The sequence below is a fragment of the Knoellia sp. Soil729 genome, assembly GCF_001427985.1.
Taxonomy (GTDB): Bacteria; Actinomycetota; Actinomycetes; order Actinomycetales; family Dermatophilaceae; genus Knoellia.
Window position 1 is genome coordinate 491,369 of sequence record NZ_LMSA01000001.1, and the last position, 16,593, is coordinate 507,961.

Here is a 16,593-nt window from a genome sequence, read left to right on the forward strand (position 1 = left end):
TGAAATGGGTCAGATGACTCCGCCGATTACGTGCAGGGTGGTCGTTAGTGTGGTAGCGCTGCCCGAACGATGGGTGCTTGAGCACGTAATCGCCTGATCCATGCGTAGTCCTACACTACTCAATGATCATTTGTCCATAGCCACGGATAATCATCCGGGCGAACCATGCCTTTGAAGGCTGCCCAGATTTTCTAGCCCTTTCCGATGCGAACCCCGGGCGGATGCCCATCGTCGACGACATACTCGTCGACATGGAGCCTCGCGACCGCCGCCCAGACGTGGGCCGCCTGATGCTCGTTCCCGTCTTCATCGGGCTCGTCGTCTTCAACGTCTCACACCTCCTCGACCGGGACGCCCACCGCAGCGCCCTGGAGGTCGGCGGCACGGTTGCTGCGCTGGCGTTCTACACCGTGCTCGTCGTGATGTACCTGCGGCGCGGCGCCGCTTCGGGCACCGATCGCCGACCGGCCGTCTGGCTCGCCGCGGGCGCCGCCACCTTCTCGCCCTTCCTCATCCCACTCCTCGGCTCGGGTGGAGCCCACACGACGGCTGCTGGGATGGGCTCGGCGCTCGTCCTCGTCGGCGTCGCCCTGTCGACGTGGTCGCTCCTCAGCCTCCGGACCAACATCAGTGTGGTCCCACAGGCGCGCGAGCTCTCGACGAGCGGACCCTACCGCTGGTTCCGACACCCCCTCTACGTCTTCGAGTATGTCGCCGCGATCGGTCTCGTCCTGCTCAGCGGCGGCGGGCTCGCGTGGCTCGTCTTCCTCGGCCTCGGCGTGCTGCAGGTTCTCCGCGCGCGCTGGGAGGAAAAACTGCTGCGCGAGGAGCTTCCCGGCTACGCCGCGTACGCAGCCCGCACGCCCGGCTTCTCGTGAGGTCCCGCTGGGACTGGATCGTCCTCGGGGGCTGGGTCACCGCGCTCGTTGTGTTCCGGGCGGCGCGGATGACCGAGCGCGACCCCTACTGGCAGGCCCGTGACGGCATCGAGCGGCTCTCCGGGACTTCGCTGATTCGCGCCGACTCGTGGAGCTGGGGTCCTGCCGACGGCATCTTCCGTCCGACCTCGCCGCTGTGGAACACCATGCTGGGGCTCGGTCACGAGAGCCTCGGCCTCGCGGGCATCGCGCTTGTCGGCGCCCTCGGCATGCTCGGGTACTTCGTCGTCGCGGCGATCACCGCACGCCGGCTCGGCGCTCGTCCGCTCCCGACCCTCGCGGCTACGGTGCTCGTGGCTGTGCTCGCCCTGCCGATGGTCTCGCCGCGAGCGACCATCGTCGTGCAGACCCTCCTGCTCGCGACCCTCGCGCTCGGGCACGCTCTCGCCACCCGTCCGCTGCCGCGCCGGTGGTCGACCTATGCCGCCGTCACCTTTGCCGCGGCGGTGCTCGGCATGCTCGGTGCATGGCTCCACGTCTCATGGGCTGTCACCGCCCTCGGTCTCGCCGGCGCACTGCCGCTCCTCGCCCTGCTGGCTGGGGCTGCCCGGTGGCGCACTGCCCTGGCGGCAATCGTCGGCGTTGCACTCGCCGTCGGCAGCCTCCTAGGGCCTTACGGCTGGTCGGTGTGGCGCCTCCTCCTCGACGTCAGCTCAGCGTCGGACGGCCAGATCATCGAGTGGTTGTCACCCTTCACCGCCGGGCTCCGCAGCCGCTGGCTGCCGGTTGTCCTCGTGCTGCTCATGCTCGCCGTGGTCAGCACGGTCCGACTGGCCCGCTACCGGGACGGCACGCCCGGCTCGCGCGAGCGCTCCCGTTGGGCGCTCGAGGTCGTGCTCACCGCCATCGGCCTCGTCAGCGCGGTGGCAGGACTCGTCGCCATCCGCTTCCTCGGGGTGGCCGCGCTGACCCTCCTGCCCGTCTTCGCCTCGCGGCTTTCCGCGGCCACCCCGGGTTGGCGAGCGAACCCAGCACGCAGCGAGGCCCTTCGAGCGCGTCTGCGCGCGGCCTACTGGCGGCCGATCGTCACGGCCGTCGCCGTTCTCCTGCTCCCCATCGCGCTCCTGCGGTCGGTCGACCCGGGCACCCCTCTCGCCGAGGCCGAGATTGCACCGTCACTCCCCCGTGACTGCCTCCTCTTCACCGACCCCGACACCGCCGGCGCCATGCTCCTGCTCCGTCCGGACGTCAAGGTGTGGATCGACATGAGGACCGAGGTTCACGGTTCGCAGGCTTACGCCGATACCCGCCGGCGCTTGACCAACCTCCGCGCGGTTCCGCTGCCCCGAGGAACGACTTGTGCGCTGCTTCCTGCCAGCGTTGCCTCTGCCCACATCGATGGTGACCCGGCTGCCGCCTGGAGCCGCCTCACAGCCGCCTCTGGGCTCAGCCTCTGGGTTCCGGCCTGAGCGAGCGTTCCGCCGGCACGTGGCTCAAAGCCAGAGCATCAATGACCCGAGACCAAGGCAGTTGACGAGGACCGTGGCCCAGAAGATCGCTCGGAAGGGCTGCTTGATCGTCTTGTGCCTGAAGACCGGTCGTGCGACGAGGGCACCCGGCCAGCCACCCAGCAGGCCAAGCAGGTGAAGCGTTGACTCGGATGCACGCCAGCGGCCTTGGATCGCTGCGGCCTTGTCCGCGCCGTACACCATGAAGGCGATGCCGCTGACGAGACCGTAGGCAGCCAGCACCGTGCCAGGCACTTCATCGAGAACCCACAAACCGGCGAGGAGGGCGAAGAAGAGCGCCGTGACCGCGAATGCCGATGGAATCCCGCTTCCACGTGAATGGCCAACCGCGGTCGCGAACCGCACATCGACTGCTCGGGCCCGATGCTGCTCGTCGTGGGCATCCGCGTACGTGACCTCTCGGCCGACAACCGGTCGGTTGCCACGGGCAAAGGCGCTGATGTGGACGAACACCCGCTGGCCGCCAGTTGCTGGGGCGATGAAACCGAAGCCTCGTTCGTCGTTCCAGACCTCGAGCGTTCCTCGACGTCGCTCAACCCCATGGACTCCGGACACGCCATCCCCCCATCGGACTCTTCGAGCACTCGTGGCTCGCATTATCCGACAAGCGCTTTCACGCGAGCGCCGAACCGACAAACACTTGCTCTGGGGGCATGTTCTCAGCGAAAGCCCGTGCCGCACCGAATGGCGCGATGCTCGGACGCAGGTATGCCGCCCGCTCGAGGGGCGGATTCAAGGGGTCGTCGCAACACCGTTGGTTTGTGGCGATGACAGTAGTCGCGTAAGAGCCTCGGCTGGGGTGTCCCAGCCGAGGCTTTTGCGTGGGCGCCCGTTAAGGCGTGCGGCGACGTCGGCCAGGTGGTCGCGGGGGTGGCTGCTGAGGTCGGTGCCTTTGGGGAAGTACTGACGCAACAGGCCGTTGGTGTTCTCGTTCGTGCCCCGTTGCCACGGTGAGCCGGGGTCGCAGAAGTACACCGGAAGATCGGCCTGGACTTTGATCTCGTGGTGCAGCCCCATTTCGCTTCCCTGGTCCCAGGTCAGCGAGCCCCGTAGCTGTTCGGGCAGTGTGGTGATGGCAGCGACCACACCGTCGCGCACGGCGATGGCGTCGTGACGTTGGGGTAAGTGGACCAGCATCGTGAACCGGGTGCTGCGTTCGACCAAAGTCCCGATCGCGGACGTGTTCGGGGTGCCAATGATCAGGTCCCCTTCCCAATGGCCGGGAACTGCGCGGTCCTCGACCTCAGCGGGTCGGTCACTGAGCATCACCATCGGCTCGACGAACCGCTGGCGCCGCTCGTAGGGCTGCCGGTGGGGCTTGCGACGGGTCCGACCTGTGCGCAGCGCCTTGGTCAGTTCCCGACGCAACTCCCCGCGGCCCTGCACATACAGCGCTTGATAGGTCGTCTCGTGGGACACGTGCAGCTCCGGGTCATCAGGGAAGTCCCGACGCAGCCGGCATGCAATCTGTTCCGGACTCCACTCCTGCTCGAGCCCGTCCTCGATGGCCTGCCGCAGGCGCGGACACGATCCGATCTTGCCCGATTTGGGACGCGACCGCCGTAGCTCTGCCTGTCGATGAGCCCAATGAGGCCCGTAGCCACGGCTGCTGTCGTTGCGTCGCAGTTCCCGGCTGATCGTCGAGGGATCCCGGCCCAGCTCCCGCGCTATCGCCCGAACGGACCAACGCGCCAGCTTCAGGTCAGCGATCTGAATCCGTTCATCGAACGTCAGGGACGAGCCCGCTGGGCCCAGGAGTCCGGCAGGCACACGCCCACCCGACTCCTGGGCCCAGCGCTGTCCCGTTCGGGGATGAACACCAACTTCACACGCAGCCGCCTCGGACGCCATGCCCGATAGTTTCAACTCCCAGAAACGACGACGCTCGAGATACAGCCTCTTTCCACCACGCGGCATACAACACCCCAATCATTAGGGGTGTTGCGCCGACCACTAGAACCCAAGACCTGAGCGGGCGGCATACCGAATGCGTTGTGGCTGAGGACTCTCAGTAGCGGTAGTGGTCCGGCTTGTAGGGGCCGGCCACGTCGACACCGATGTACTCGGCCTGCTGCTTGGTGAGCTCGGTCAGCTCCACGCCGAGGGCCTCGAGATGGAGACGGGCGACCTTCTCGTCGAGGTGCTTCGGCAGGACGTAGACCTGCTTGTCGTACTCGCCGTTCTTGGTGAAGAGCTCGATCTGGGCGATCGTCTGGTTCGCGAACGAGTTGCTCATGACGAACGAGGGGTGACCGGTGGCGTTGCCGAGGTTGAACAGGCGTCCCTCGGACAGCACGATGATCGAGGTCCCCCCGGAGAAGGTCCACTCGTGGACCTGCGGCTTGATCTCGGTCTTGGTGATCCCCGGGACCTTCGCGAGGCCGGCGATGTCGATCTCGTTGTCGAAGTGACCGATGTTGGCGACGATCGCCTTGTTCTTCATCTGCTGCATGTGCTCGGCGGTGATGATGTTGTAGTTGCCGGTCGTCGTGATGAAGATGTCGGCGGTCTCGACCACGGACTCGAGGCGAGCCACCTGGTAGCCCTCCATCGCGGCCTGGAGCGCACAGATGGGGTCGACCTCGGTGACAACGACGCGCGCACCCTGACCGGACAGCGCCTGGGCGACACCCTTGCCCACGTCACCGTAGCCGCAGACCACGGCGAGCTTGCCGGCGATGAGGACGTCGGTGGCGCGGTTGAGGCCATCGAGAACGGAGTGGCGGCACCCGTACTTGTTGTCGAACTTGGACTTGGTCACCGAGTCGTTGACGTTGATCGCCGGGAAGAGCAGGTCGCCGGTGTTGGCGAGCTCGTAGAGGCGGTGCACGCCGGTCGTGGTCTCCTCGGTGACGCCCTTGATCTCCTCGGAGACCGTGGTCCACTTCTGCGGCGACTGCGCCAAGGTGCGGCGGACGAGCTCCTTGAAGACGCCCTCCTCCTCGGAGTCGTTCTCGTCGGTGGGGGGCACCTGACCGGCGGCCTCCCACTCGCGGCCCTTGTGCACGAGCATCGTGGCGTCGCCGCCGTCGTCGAGGATCATGTTGGCGCCCTCACCACCGGGCCAGGTCAGGATCTGCTCGGTGCAGTCCCAGTACTCGGTGAGGCTCTCGCCCTTCCAGGCGAAGACGGGGACGCCCTGCGGGTCCTCGAGGGTGCCCTCGGGGCCCACGACGACGGCCGCGGCGGCCTCGTCCTGGGTGGAGAAGATGTTGCAGGAGGCCCAGCGGACCTGCGCGCCGAGCGCGGTGAGGGTCTCGATGAGGACCGCGGTCTGCACGGTCATGTGCAGCGAGCCAGCGATGCGAGCGCCGGTGAGCGGCTTGCTCTCGCCGAACTCCTCCCGAAGGCTCATGAGGCCGGGCATCTCGTGCTCGGCCAGGCGGATCTGGTGACGGCCGGCCTCGGCGAGGCCCAGGTCGGCAACCTTGTAGTCAAAGGACATGCGAAATCTCTTCCGTTGAGTGTGGTTTGCGACCCGGCGCAGCCCATCTGGGCGAACTCGATCGGTTCTCGAGGAGCGGGGTATCACCCGCGCCGGCGACCCCCATTCTAGCGACTGCACGCGGTAGACATGGACGAGCACGGGGCACACCGGTGCAGCCCGCCAACGAACGGAGCATGCGATGAGTGACACCTCCGAGAACCAGCCCACCGCCGGCAAACCCGAGGAGGTGCGCGACGAGGTCCGCCTCGACCTCGACGAGGACGGCCTCGACAAGTGGGAGGAGGTGCGGAGCAACTACGTGGTCGACCCCGAGTCCGAGGTCGCACACCCCGCCCTCACCGAGAGCGAGGACGACGACGAGGACGACCTGAAGCCGACCTCCGAGGACGGCGAGGAGGACGACGAGGCCGAGGACGAGGAGTCCCGCGACGAGGAGGAGTAGCCCTCGCGCCGGCCGGCGGATGGGCCTTGCCGCGTCCCTCCCTCGGTAGTCTGACCGCGTGACGCACCTCGAGAACCTTCCAGCCCTACAGGTCAGCTGATGGCCGGCGGCCTCTTCGCCCTGCTCGACGACATCGCGGTGCTCGCCAAGGCGGCTGCGGTCTCGGTCGACGACGTCGCCGCCGCTGCCGGGCGCGCCAGCATCAAGGCGACCGGCGTCATCGTCGACGACACGGCCGTCACCCCTCGCTACGTCGAGGGCCTGTCACCGGCGCGTGAGCTCCCGATCATCAAGAAGATCGCCATCGGCTCGCTGCGCAACAAGCTCGTCTTCATCCTGCCCGCCGCCCTCCTGCTCAGCCAGTTCCTCCCCCAGGCCCTCACGCCGCTGCTCATGCTCGGTGGCACCTACCTCGCCTTCGAGGGTGCCGAGAAGGTCTGGGAGAAGCTCAGCGGCCACTCCGAGCACGAGGCCGACCAGGCCCACGAGGAGGGCAAGGTCGCGGACGAGGACGCGATCACGAGCGGCGCGATCCGCACCGACTTCATCCTCTCGGCCGAGATCATGGTCATCTCGCTCAACGAGGTCGCCAGCGAGGGCCTGGTCTCACGCGCCGCGATCCTCATCGTCGTCGCGATCCTCATCACCCTGCTCGTCTACGGCGTCGTCGCGCTCATCGTCAAGATGGACGACGTCGGCCTGCACCTGTCGACCAAGGATGGCGCCCGCGCCTCCATCGGCCGCGGCATGGTCGCCGCGATGCCCAAGCTCCTCTCCACCCTCTCGACCGTGGGGATCGCCGCGATGATCTGGGTCGGCGGACACATCCTCCTCGTCGGGCTGGACGACCTGTCCCAGGAGTACGGCTGGTCGCTCCTCCACCACCCCTACTCCTGGGTGCACCACGCCGAGGAGTGGGTCCATAACGCGACCGGGCCCCTCGGCGGCATCCTCGGCTGGGTCACCAACACCGTCGGTTCGGCGATCCTGGGTCTCATCGTCGGCGCGGTCGTCGTCGTGATTCTTCACCTCATCCCCCGCAAGAGCGGCCACGAGGCCCCCGCGGTCTCCGAGCCCCAGACCGAGAAGCACTGACCCGTATGCCGTCCGCCCGCGGAACGCTCGACTGGTCACCTGCCGCTGATCACCCGGATCTCGTCGCACCTTCGGTGGCCGCCGCACTGGCGGCCACGCACGTCGACGGCATCGCGGCAGCGGGGGTGGCGCCCATCGACGCGACGCACGCCGACACCGAAGCCTTCTGTGCGGCATACGACGTCGCTCTGGAGGCGAGCGCGAACTGCGTCATCGTGGCGGGCAAGCGTGCCGGCGAGACGACCTATGCCGCCGTCATGGTGCTGGCGACCGACCGCGCCGACATCAACGGCGTCGTGCGTCGCCACCTCGGCGTCCGCAAGATCTCCTTTGCTCCGCACGACGACGCCGTGTCCCTGACGGAGATGGAGTTCGGCGGCATCACCCCGATCGGACTGCCTGCCGACTGGCCGGTGCTCGTGGATGCGGCGGTCGCCGCAGCGGGTCCGGTCATCATCGGAAGCGGTCTGCGCCGCAGCAAGGTCCTCGTCGACGGCGCCGCGCTGGCGCTGCTGCCCACGGCCGAGGTCCTGGAGCTGGTCCGCAGCTGAACGCTCGCCACGGTGCCGAGGTCAGTCCGGGTCACGGGCGAGGTCGAACTCGCGCCCGGTCACCTCATTCACCTCGATGGCGACGAGGATCGCCTTGTCCGTCTGCACCCAGGAACGACGTTGCAGCCTCTCGGCGAAGCCGGGCTCCGTGTGCTCGAGGATGTTGGCCCGGCCTCGGGCGACGACACTCCACGCGCTGTGGTCCAGCACCTCGTCGACCTCGAACGCGACGTCGTGGTTCATGACGATCCCGAGGAGCTTGCTGCCCTCGGAGGTGCAGAAGACCACGCGATCGTCGTCGACGAGGTAGTTGACGGGCACGATGTGCACTTCGTCGGTCAGGTGGAACGCCAGGCGCCCGAACTCCCGCTCGGCCAGGCGCTCCCAGCACTCCAGCTCATGCAGCTCGCGGACCACGTCCTCGTTGTCGTTCATGGCCCCACGCTACTCCTACACGGGGTAGTAGCTCCATCGTGACTGCTGTTCCCGCCAGACGGCCTCGTCGGGCCCGCCCAGTACGGGTATGCCGACCACGCCCGCGACGGCCCATGTCGTTCTCGCCGTGCCATGCCGCAGTGGGGCCATGCGCCAGCGAGAACGACATGCGCGGGCGAGACCTGCAGTCGGCATGCCCGGAGAGGGCCAGACCTGGGGTGGCTGCGCGAAAGCGTCAGCTGGTGCGGTCGCGCAGCTCGGTGACGTGACGTGACACGGCAGGGTCGAGCCCGAGCCCCAGCGCGAGGTAGGTCGCCGTGTAGTCGGTGAGCGCGATGAGGGACGCGAGCCGCTCGATCGGGTGGCCGCCCAACGCCTCGACCTCCCACACCCGCACGCCGGCATCCTTGGCCGAGGCGACAACGGCGTCGGCGAGGTCGCTGGGCCGGAGACCCGGTGAGGTGGGGTCGGTCCTGCGTGCCTCGTCGGGGTGGTCGCGCAGCATGAGCAGGCCGAGCTGGGGAGTGGGCGGGCCATCGAGGAAGGGGTCGGCGAAGAGGTCCCTGCCTCCGTCGGGCGCCGCTCCCCCGCCACCGGCGAACGGCCCGTCGAAGCAGGCGACGACCTGGGAGGCCGCGTCGGGCAGGGCGCCGTGGGTCGTGGGGATGCGGGCGGTGCGGGCAAGCATCGCCGCCGCGCGGCACGCCGCGACACCGGTGAGCACGCCGTCGCCGAGGACGACCGGCACCGTCTCGGCCAGACCGAGGGCGAGGAGCTTGGCGGGGTTGACGAACGACTCCGACGACGGACGGCACTCCTCGGCGCGCCCGTCGAGGAGGTCGGCGACCCGCTCGAGGACCGGCTCCGGGCAGTCGACGAGACCGAGCCCGTCGGCGGCGAGCAGCACCGGCGTGAGCATCGACCAGATCGCCGTGCGCGAGGTGGGTGCGGGCACGGCCACGTCGACGTGCACCCCGCGACCGCGGGCGCAGACGTCGGCCAGCGGGGAGTCGGGGGCGCCGACGGTGAGCAGGGCGGCGCCGCGGCGGGCGGCCTCGGCGGCCAGCGCGAGCGGGCCCGGCGCCCGCCCCGAGAGGGACACGGCGATGACGAGGTCGAGCGGGCCGATCCAGCCCGGCAGGGGCGCCTCTCGGCGGGTCGTCAGCGGGACGGGTGAGCCCGGCTCGGCGAGCACGTCGAGGACGTCACAGACGACGGAGGAGCCACCGAGGGCAGCAACGAGGACCGACCTCGGACGGTCTCCCCCGGCCACCCGGTCGATTCCCGCCTCACGGGCCGCGACGAGGGCTCGGCGCACCTGGGCACCGGCACTCGCGAGCGCGCGCAGCGAGCCCCTGCTGTCCAGTGCTTCGAGGGACTCCGCGGAGTCGAGGAACGCCTCGTCGAGGTGCGGCATGGTCGGTGCGGCGCAGACCGGGCTGGCCGGTCAGGCCGGCTTGCGCGCCTCGTCGACGAGGAGGACGGGCACTCCGTCGTCGATGCGATAGATGAGGCCGCACGTGTCGGAGGTGCAGACCAGCTCGGGGCCGCCCTCGCCGTTCTCGTCACGCAGCTCGGCCCGGCAGTTGGGGCAGCGCAGGATCTCGCGCAGCCAGGGCTCCATCGTCGCCATCTCTAGTTTCCTCTCGCAGTGCCGCGGACAACGCTCAGGACATCGTCGCGTATCGCGGCCATCGTGTCTGCATCGGCTGCCTCGACGTTGAGCCGGAGCAGGGGTTCGGTGTTGGAGGCTCGCAGGTTGAGCCACCACATCGGGTCGCCCTCGCCGTCGCCGGGGTGGGTCAACGTGAGGCCGTCGAGCTCGTCGACCTCGACCTCCCTGTCACTCGCCCAGTCGCGGACCAGGGCCGTGCTCGCAGCGGCGTCGTCGACGGTCGAGTTGATCTCACCAGAAGCGCTGTATGCCGTGTAGTCGCCCATGACTTCGGACAGCGGCTCGCTCTGCTCACCCAGGGCGCCGAGGACGTGCATCGCGGCCAGCATGCCGGTGTCGGCGAACCAGAAGTCGCGGAAGTAGTAGTGGGCACTGTGCTCGCCGCCGAAGACCGCATTGGCGCGGGCCATCTCCCCCTTGATGAACGAGTGCCCGACGCGGGTGCGCACGGCCCGGGCGCCGAGCTCCGCGATGACCTCCGGGACCTGGGCCGAGGTGATGACGTTGTGGACGATCGAGACATCCCCCGCCGGCGTGCCGGATGCCACCTCGCGCGCGACCTCGCGCGTCGCGATGAGCGCCGTGATCGCGCTGGGGCTCACGGCGTCGCCGTGCTCGTCGATGACGAAGCAACGGTCGGCGTCACCGTCAAAGGCCAGGCCGAGGTCGGCGCCGTGCTCGACGACGGCCGCCTGGAGGTCGCGCAGGTTCGCCGGCTCGAGGGGGTTCGCCTCGTGGTTGGGGAAGGTGCCGTCGAGCTCGAAGTAGAGCGGGACGACCGTGAGCGGGAGGGACGGCATACCGGCCTGTGTGCCCAGGACGGCAGGGACGGTGTGCCCGCCCATCCCGTTGCCGGCGTCGACGACGACGGTGAGCGGACGGATGGCCGAGAGGTCGACGAGGCCACGCAGGAACGCGGCGTAGTCCGCGAGCACGTCGCGCTCTGTCGTCGCGCCCTCGTCCTCGTGGCCGAGCTCGGTGGTGCCGTCGAGGATCGCCTGGGCGAGGTCACGGACGTCGGCGAGGCCGGAGTCCTGGCCGACCGGTCGGGCACCGGGGCGGCACAGCTTGATGCCGTTGTAGGCCGCGGGGTTGTGGCTCGCCGTGAACATCGCACCGGCGAGGTCGAGGTGACCGCTGGCGAAGTAGAGGCCGTCGGTGCTGGCCAGCCCGATGGAAGTGACGTCGACACCGCGGCTGCTCACGCCCTTGCCGAACGCCTGAGAGAGCTCGGGTGAGGTGGCGCGCATGTCGTGCCCGATGACGCAGCCGGGCCTGCCGTCATGGGGGGCCTCGCGGCTGGTGACCACCTCCGCGAAGGCTGCGCCGAGGGCCCACGCCACATCGACGTCCAGCTGCTCGGGCACGAGGCCCCGGACGTCGTAGGCCTTGACGAAGTCGGAGAGGTTGTGTGGAGGCACGGTGGCGACCCTACTCGCGCACTACGGTTGGATTCGTGACCGAACCCCACGCTGCCGACACCCACGACCTCATCAGCGTCCAGGGCGCACGCGAGAACAACCTCAAGGACATCAGTCTCGACATCCCCAAGCGCCGCCTGACCGTCTTCACCGGCGTCTCGGGTTCGGGCAAGAGCTCGCTCGTCTTCGGCACGATCGCCGCCGAGTCGCAGCGGATGATCAACGAGACCTACAGCGCGTTCCTCCAGGGCTTCATGCCGTCCCTGGCCCGGCCCGAGGTGGACCACCTGGAGGGCCTCACGACGGCGATCATCGTCGACCAGGAGCGCATGGGCGCCAACCCGCGCTCGACGGTGGGGACGGCGACCGATGCCAACGCCATGCTCCGCATCCTCTTCAGCCGGCTCGGCAAGCCCTACGTCGGGCCGCCCACGGCCTACAGCTTCAACGTGCCCACGATGAAGGCCAGCGGTGTCGCCCAGACCGAGAAGGCGGGCCGGACCGAGAAGAAGGTCGTCAAGGACGTCGTCTACCTCGGCGGCATGTGCCCGCGCTGCGAGGGCATGGGCAACGTCAGCGACATCGACCGGTCGGCCCTCTATGACGACTCGAAGTCGCTCAGCGAGGGCGCGCTCACGGTGCCGGGATACTCGATGGACGGCTGGTACGGCCGGCTGTTCGAGGGCATGGGCCTGCCCATGGACAAGCCCATCGCGAAGTTCACGGCCAAGCAGCTCGACACGATGCTCTATGCGCCCCCGACCAGGATCAAGGTCGAGGGCGTCAACCTGACGTTCGAGGGGATCATCCCCCGCATCCAGAAGTCGATGCTCTCCAAGGACCCGGAGGCAATGCAGCCGCACGTGCGGCGATTCGTCGAGCGGGCGGTGACATTCCAGCAGTGCCCGGAGTGCAGTGGCACGCGCCTCACCGCGGATGTGCTGAAGTCCACGATCAAGGGCAAGTCCATCGCCGACTTGTGCGTCATGCAGATCAGCGACCTCGCCCAGTGGGTGCGCGAGCTCCAGGAGCCCTCCGTTGCTCCCCTGCTCAAGGGGCTGCAGCACCTCCTCGACTCGTTCACCGAGATCGGGCTGGGCTACCTGTCCCTGGACCGGTCCGCGGGAACGCTGTCGGGGGGCGAGGCCCAGCGCACCAAGATGATCCGTCACCTCGGGTCCTCCCTCACGGACGTCACCTACGTCTTCGACGAGCCGACGATCGGCCTGCACCCGCACGACATCGCCCGGATGAACGACCTGCTGATCCGGTTGCGCGACAAGGGCAACACCGTCCTCGTCGTCGAGCACAAGCCAGAGACGATCGAGATCGCGGACCATGTCGTCGACCTCGGGCCCGGGGCGGGCTCCGGCGGTGGCGAGATCGTCTTCGAGGGCACCATCGAGGCACTGCGCAAGGCCAAGACCCTCACCGGTCAGCACCTCGACGACCGCGCCTCGCTCAAGGACTCGGTGCGCCCGGCCACCGGGACGATGGAGGTGCGGGGCGCGTCGACGCATAACCTGCGGAACGTCGACGTCGACATCCCCCTCGGGGTCCTCGTGGCCGTCACCGGTGTCGCCGGCTCGGGCAAGAGCTCACTCATCCACGGTTCGGTCGACGGGCGCGACGGCGTGGTCGTCATCGACCAGGCTGCGATCAAGGGCTCGCGCCGGAGCAACCCGGCGACCTACACCGGGCTGCTCGAGCCGATCCGCAAGGCGTTCGCCAAGGCCAACGGGGTCAAGCCCGCGCTCTTCTCCTCGAACTCCGAGGGTGCCTGCCAGACCTGCAACGGTGCGGGCGTGATCTTCACCGAGCTGGGCGTCATGGCGACCGTGGAGTCGCCGTGCGAGGTGTGCGAGGGCCGCCGGTTCCAGGCCTCCGTCCTCGAGTACCAGCTCGGCGGCAAGAACATCTCCGAGGTCCTCAGCCTGTCGATGCAGGAGGCCAAGGCGTTCTTCGCCCAGGGCGAGGCCAGCATCCCCGCCGCCCACAAGATCCTCGAGCGGCTCGTCGACGTGGGCCTGGGCTACCTCACGCTGGGGCAGCCGCTCACGACGCTCTCCGGCGGGGAGCGCCAGCGGATCAAGCTCGCCTCCCAGATGGCCGAGAAGGGTGAGGTCTATGTCCTCGACGAGCCGACGACCGGCCTGCACCTCGCCGACGTCGAGAACCTGCTCGGGCTGCTGGACCGGCTGGTTGACTCGGGCAAGTCGGTCATCGTCATCGAGCACCACCAGGCCGTCATGGCCCACGCCGACTGGCTCATCGACCTCGGGCCGGGAGCCGGTCACGACGGCGGCACGGTGGTCTTCGAGGGCACCCCGCGCGACCTCGTCGAGGCTCCCACGACGCTGACCGGCAAGCACCTGGCGGCCTACGTCGCCGGCTGAGCCAGGCGACGTCGAGGGCCAGCGTGACGTGCGCTCGATGAGGTTGAGCGAGCGAGAAATTGTGCGGGGTGCGCGTTTGCGACGGAGGAGCAACTGAGCGTGCACCGTACTTTTCGCGCGAGCGGATCAGCCTTCGCCGCTGCCGGGCAGGACCCGGAGGTGGCCGCGACGGAGCTCACCGGGCACCGGCGCCGGCATCGCGCTGACCACGGCACTGGCCACCGAGGGCTGCGCGTGGGGCAGCGGACGCTCACGCACCGCGTCGACCACCGCGAGCAGGTCGTCGACCTCGGGCGCGGGCTCGTAGCCGTCGGAGTCGAGCCGGACGACCTCCCAGCCCTGCGGCACCGTCAGGCGCATCGCGTGATCGGCACAGAGGTCGTAGGAGTGGGGCTCGGCATAGGTCGCGAGCGGCCCGAGAACGACGGCGCGATCGGCATACGCGTAGGTCAGGGTGGCCACCGCGAGCTGGGGGCACGCAGTCTTGGAGCACCTTCTGGACGCGTTCACCCCACGACTCTAGGTCACCGCTTCGACAGCGCTTCGCTGACGCGCCGTAGTCTCCTGTCGTGGCCCCTCCCAACCCCAGAAGACCCGGACACGCGACCCGGCGCGACCGGCGTGGCCGGGGAGTTCGCGGGCCGCTGGCCTGGCCTCCGGTGCCCGCGATGCGCACGCGACGCGAGACCTTCGACGACGTGGTCATCGACGTCGCTGAGCGCGCGCGGACCTACCTCGGCAACCGTCACGCCGACGTGGAGTTCGCCGTCGAGGACGTCCCACCGACCGACCCGGCCCCGTGGGAGGAGCAGTCAGCGGCCGTGGGTCGGCTCCTGCCCGTGGGCGGCAGCGCCGGCCACCGGATCGTGGTCTATCGCCGTCCGGTCGAGACCCGTGCCCGCGACCTCGACGAGATCGCGGCCATCGTGCGCGAGGTGGTGGCCGAGCAGGTCGCCGCGCTCCTCAACGTGCCGCCGTCCGAGATCGAGCTCTAGCGCGGGCGGAGACGCGCAAGCCTGCGACGCAGCGCCGCAACGACCCTGCGCTGGAGGGTGGGAGGCGGTGCAGGAACGGCGACGCGAGCAGGCGTGGAGATGGGCGGACCCTTGATGCTGAGGTTGCCATAGCGGGTCGCGTAGGCCTCGAGATGTAGCCCTGTCTGCCCTGACCACTCCCGCTCCCGGGACTCGTCAGGTGCCTCGCCCCATCCGGACGGGGCGGAGACCCGACGCAGGAACCGCCACCCGAACACCTCGAACTCGGCGCGGAGATCCAGCACGAGCCGGTGGTCCCCGTCGCCCATGCCGCAAAGGACCGTCGCCGGCACCTCTGCCCAGCCATCGAAGGCCACGCTGACGCAGGTGGCGTCCGTGGACTCAAGGGCGGTCCCAGCCACGGGCTCGAGCACGACGCCGCCCAGGACGCGGAACGTGCGCTCGACCAGCCCGTCACGCGTCTGGACGTTGAGCAGGCAGCTCGCCTCGGGCAGGTCGTCGGTGACCTCCAGGAGGTGCGCCTCCGAGACGGACAGGTCGAACGCTTCCCGGGGCTCCCACCGCACCGACTGGCCATCGCGGTGGAACAGCACCGGACCCCCGTCGCGGTGGACCAGCACGGCGCGCACCCTCACGCGGAGCGAGTCCTCGTTCCAGCGCACCTCGGTGGCTGCGGCCCGGGCGGTCATGTCCGCCTCCTCACGAGCCAGGGCCATCATCCGGTTCACGTGTCCGCTGCGCAGCAGGTGGACCCGCACGCGGCCGGAGAAGTTGAGGTGACGGTCGGTGTGCTCGGGGTAGCGCTCGAGCACCAGCTGCCGCACGGCGTCGACCATCGCCTGCCGGTACTCCAGCGCATAGTCGAGCATCGCCGGACGGGCCACGATCGGCAGGAGCTTGCGCTCGAGCCAGTGCGACATCAGCGCATCCCGGCTCGTCCCGGCCTCGGTGTGCTGCTCGACGATGTCCAGAACCCGGTTCACGGCCACCTCGACGTACTCGTGCGGGTCCTTCTCCATGCTCGAGGCGTGGTCGCTGTCCTCGCGACGGGTCCAGTAGTAGAAGGGGTGGTCGACGTAGATCGACACCCGCCTGGCCGCGAAGTATGCCTGCATCGTCAGCTGGTGGTCCTCGAGGCGCACCTTGCCCTCGGGGAAGCGGATGCCGTGCCTGTCCAGGAGCTTCCGCCGGTAGAGCTTGTGGGGAGTCAGCAGGCGCACGATGGGTGAGTTCTCGAAGGTGGCGTCGGGCACGTTGTCGACGAACATGAAGCGGCCGATGTTGCGGCCGACGCCGACCTCGTGGGCCACGACGACATCGCTGTGGTGAGCTCGCGCGTAGGCATGGGCCGTCTCGAGCGCTCGCGGACCCAGGTAGTCGTCGTGGTCCAGGAACGTGACGAACTCCCCCCGTGCCAAGGAGATGCCGAGGTTCCTCGGCGTGCCGGGCCAGCCGGAGTTGGGGATGTGCCGCACCGTCCAGTTCTTGCGCGCTGCTGCCAACTGGTCCAGCAGCGCGCCCGTGCCATCGGTGGAGCCGTCGTCGACGACGATGACCTCGAACTGGTCCTGGGGCATCGACTGCCCGTCGAGCGAGCGAGCGAGCTCGTGCAGCGGCGCCCCCGTGTTGTAGGCGGCCACGACGACGCTCACGGCAGGCTTTCGGCGCAAGCCGGTGGTGATGCGGCGCCATGGGGAGGACATGGCATCAACGTATCGGGGTCGGCCC

General features: G+C 69.0%; 16 protein-coding genes. 7 read left to right on the forward strand and 9 right to left on the reverse strand.

Features of this window, described 5'->3' with window-relative positions; genetic code table 11:
- Positions 1 to 251: 251 nt before the first annotated feature.
- Together ASG74_RS02250 and ASG74_RS02255 are read left to right on the forward strand one after the other, a co-directional pair.
- Positions 252 to 878 carry a methyltransferase family protein gene (locus ASG74_RS02250; protein ID WP_162252774.1) on the forward strand — a complete coding sequence of 209 codons (627 nt, stop codon included), beginning with the start codon at positions 252 to 254 and terminating at the stop codon, positions 876 to 878.
- Positions 875 to 2,347: a hypothetical protein gene (locus ASG74_RS02255; protein WP_056138530.1), complete on the forward strand. Its 1,473-nt coding sequence runs from the start codon at positions 875 to 877 to the stop codon at positions 2,345 to 2,347. Before ASG74_RS02250 ends, ASG74_RS02255 begins: the two co-directional genes overlap by 4 nt.
- Positions 2,348 to 2,371: 24 nt before the next feature.
- On the opposite strand, the gene ASG74_RS02260 is transcribed toward ASG74_RS02255, so the two are convergent.
- From ASG74_RS02260 to ahcY, 3 genes are all read right to left on the reverse strand, one after another.
- Entirely contained in the window at positions 2,372 to 3,004 is a 633-nt protein-coding gene (locus tag ASG74_RS02260; RefSeq protein ID WP_082569460.1) for a DUF1294 domain-containing protein, read from the reverse strand.
- Positions 3,005 to 3,139: 135 nt separating this feature from the next.
- Positions 3,140 to 4,258: an IS30 family transposase gene (locus tag ASG74_RS02265; protein WP_156465248.1), complete on the reverse strand. Its 1,119-nt coding sequence runs from the start codon at positions 4,256 to 4,258 to the stop codon at positions 3,140 to 3,142.
- 157 nt (positions 4,259 to 4,415) lie between these two features.
- Positions 4,416 to 5,852 (reverse strand): adenosylhomocysteinase, encoded by a 1,437-nt coding sequence (ahcY, locus tag ASG74_RS02270; protein WP_056138537.1) that lies wholly within the window; start codon positions 5,850 to 5,852, stop codon positions 4,416 to 4,418.
- A gap of 181 nt (positions 5,853 to 6,033) precedes the next feature.
- Between ahcY and ASG74_RS02275 the strand changes: the two genes are divergently transcribed.
- From ASG74_RS02275 to ASG74_RS02285, 3 genes are all read left to right on the forward strand, one after another.
- The gene (locus ASG74_RS02275; protein WP_056138539.1) at positions 6,034 to 6,297 is read left to right on the forward strand and encodes a hypothetical protein; all 264 of its coding nucleotides are present in this window, start codon (positions 6,034 to 6,036) and stop codon (positions 6,295 to 6,297) included.
- Between the two features lie 99 nt (positions 6,298 to 6,396).
- A complete protein-coding gene (locus ASG74_RS02280; protein ID WP_056138541.1) occupies positions 6,397 to 7,392 on the forward strand; it encodes a DUF808 domain-containing protein in 996 nt (331 codons plus the stop codon).
- A gap of 5 nt (positions 7,393 to 7,397) precedes the next feature.
- Positions 7,398 to 7,943 carry a YbaK/EbsC family protein gene (locus ASG74_RS02285; RefSeq protein WP_056138543.1) on the forward strand — a complete coding sequence of 182 codons (546 nt, stop codon included), beginning with the start codon at positions 7,398 to 7,400 and terminating at the stop codon, positions 7,941 to 7,943.
- 21 nt (positions 7,944 to 7,964) lie between these two features.
- Here ASG74_RS02285 and ASG74_RS02290 read toward each other — a convergent pair whose 3' ends face one another.
- The 4 genes from ASG74_RS02290 to ASG74_RS02305 all read right to left on the reverse strand — a co-directional run bounded on the left by ASG74_RS02290 (position 7,965) and on the right by ASG74_RS02305 (position 11,474).
- Entirely contained in the window at positions 7,965 to 8,378 is a 414-nt protein-coding gene (locus tag ASG74_RS02290; RefSeq protein WP_056138545.1) for a pyridoxamine 5'-phosphate oxidase family protein, read from the reverse strand.
- Between the two features lie 235 nt (positions 8,379 to 8,613).
- The gene (locus tag ASG74_RS02295; RefSeq protein WP_056138547.1) at positions 8,614 to 9,795 is read right to left on the reverse strand and encodes an SIS domain-containing protein; all 1,182 of its coding nucleotides are present in this window, start codon (positions 9,793 to 9,795) and stop codon (positions 8,614 to 8,616) included.
- Positions 9,796 to 9,825: 30 nt separating this feature from the next.
- A complete protein-coding gene (locus tag ASG74_RS02300) occupies positions 9,826 to 10,011 on the reverse strand; it encodes a Trm112 family protein (RefSeq protein ID WP_056138549.1) in 186 nt (61 codons plus the stop codon).
- A gap of 2 nt (positions 10,012 to 10,013) precedes the next feature.
- Positions 10,014 to 11,474 carry a phosphomannomutase/phosphoglucomutase gene (locus ASG74_RS02305; protein WP_056138551.1) on the reverse strand — a complete coding sequence of 487 codons (1,461 nt, stop codon included), beginning with the start codon at positions 11,472 to 11,474 and terminating at the stop codon, positions 10,014 to 10,016.
- A gap of 35 nt (positions 11,475 to 11,509) precedes the next feature.
- On the opposite strand from ASG74_RS02305, the gene ASG74_RS02310 reads away from it, so the two are divergent.
- Positions 11,510 to 13,870 carry an ATP-binding cassette domain-containing protein gene (locus ASG74_RS02310; RefSeq protein ID WP_056138552.1) on the forward strand — a complete coding sequence of 787 codons (2,361 nt, stop codon included), beginning with the start codon at positions 11,510 to 11,512 and terminating at the stop codon, positions 13,868 to 13,870.
- Positions 13,871 to 13,996: 126 nt separating this feature from the next.
- On the opposite strand, the gene ASG74_RS02315 is transcribed toward ASG74_RS02310, so the two are convergent.
- On the reverse strand, positions 13,997 to 14,380 hold the full coding sequence (locus tag ASG74_RS02315) for a DUF3499 domain-containing protein (RefSeq protein ID WP_056138555.1): 384 nt from the start codon (positions 14,378 to 14,380) through the stop codon (positions 13,997 to 13,999).
- 158 nt (positions 14,381 to 14,538) lie between these two features.
- Here ASG74_RS02315 and ASG74_RS02320 point away from each other — a divergent pair, with 158 nt between their 5' ends.
- A complete protein-coding gene (locus ASG74_RS02320; RefSeq protein WP_056138557.1) occupies positions 14,539 to 14,865 on the forward strand; it encodes a metallopeptidase family protein in 327 nt (108 codons plus the stop codon).
- Here the strand turns inward: ASG74_RS02320 and ASG74_RS02325 are convergent.
- Positions 14,862 to 16,568 (reverse strand): glycosyltransferase family 2 protein, encoded by a 1,707-nt coding sequence (locus ASG74_RS02325; RefSeq protein ID WP_056138559.1) that lies wholly within the window; start codon positions 16,566 to 16,568, stop codon positions 14,862 to 14,864. The genes ASG74_RS02320 and ASG74_RS02325 overlap by 4 nt on opposite strands.
- Positions 16,569 to 16,593 lie beyond the last annotated feature (25 nt).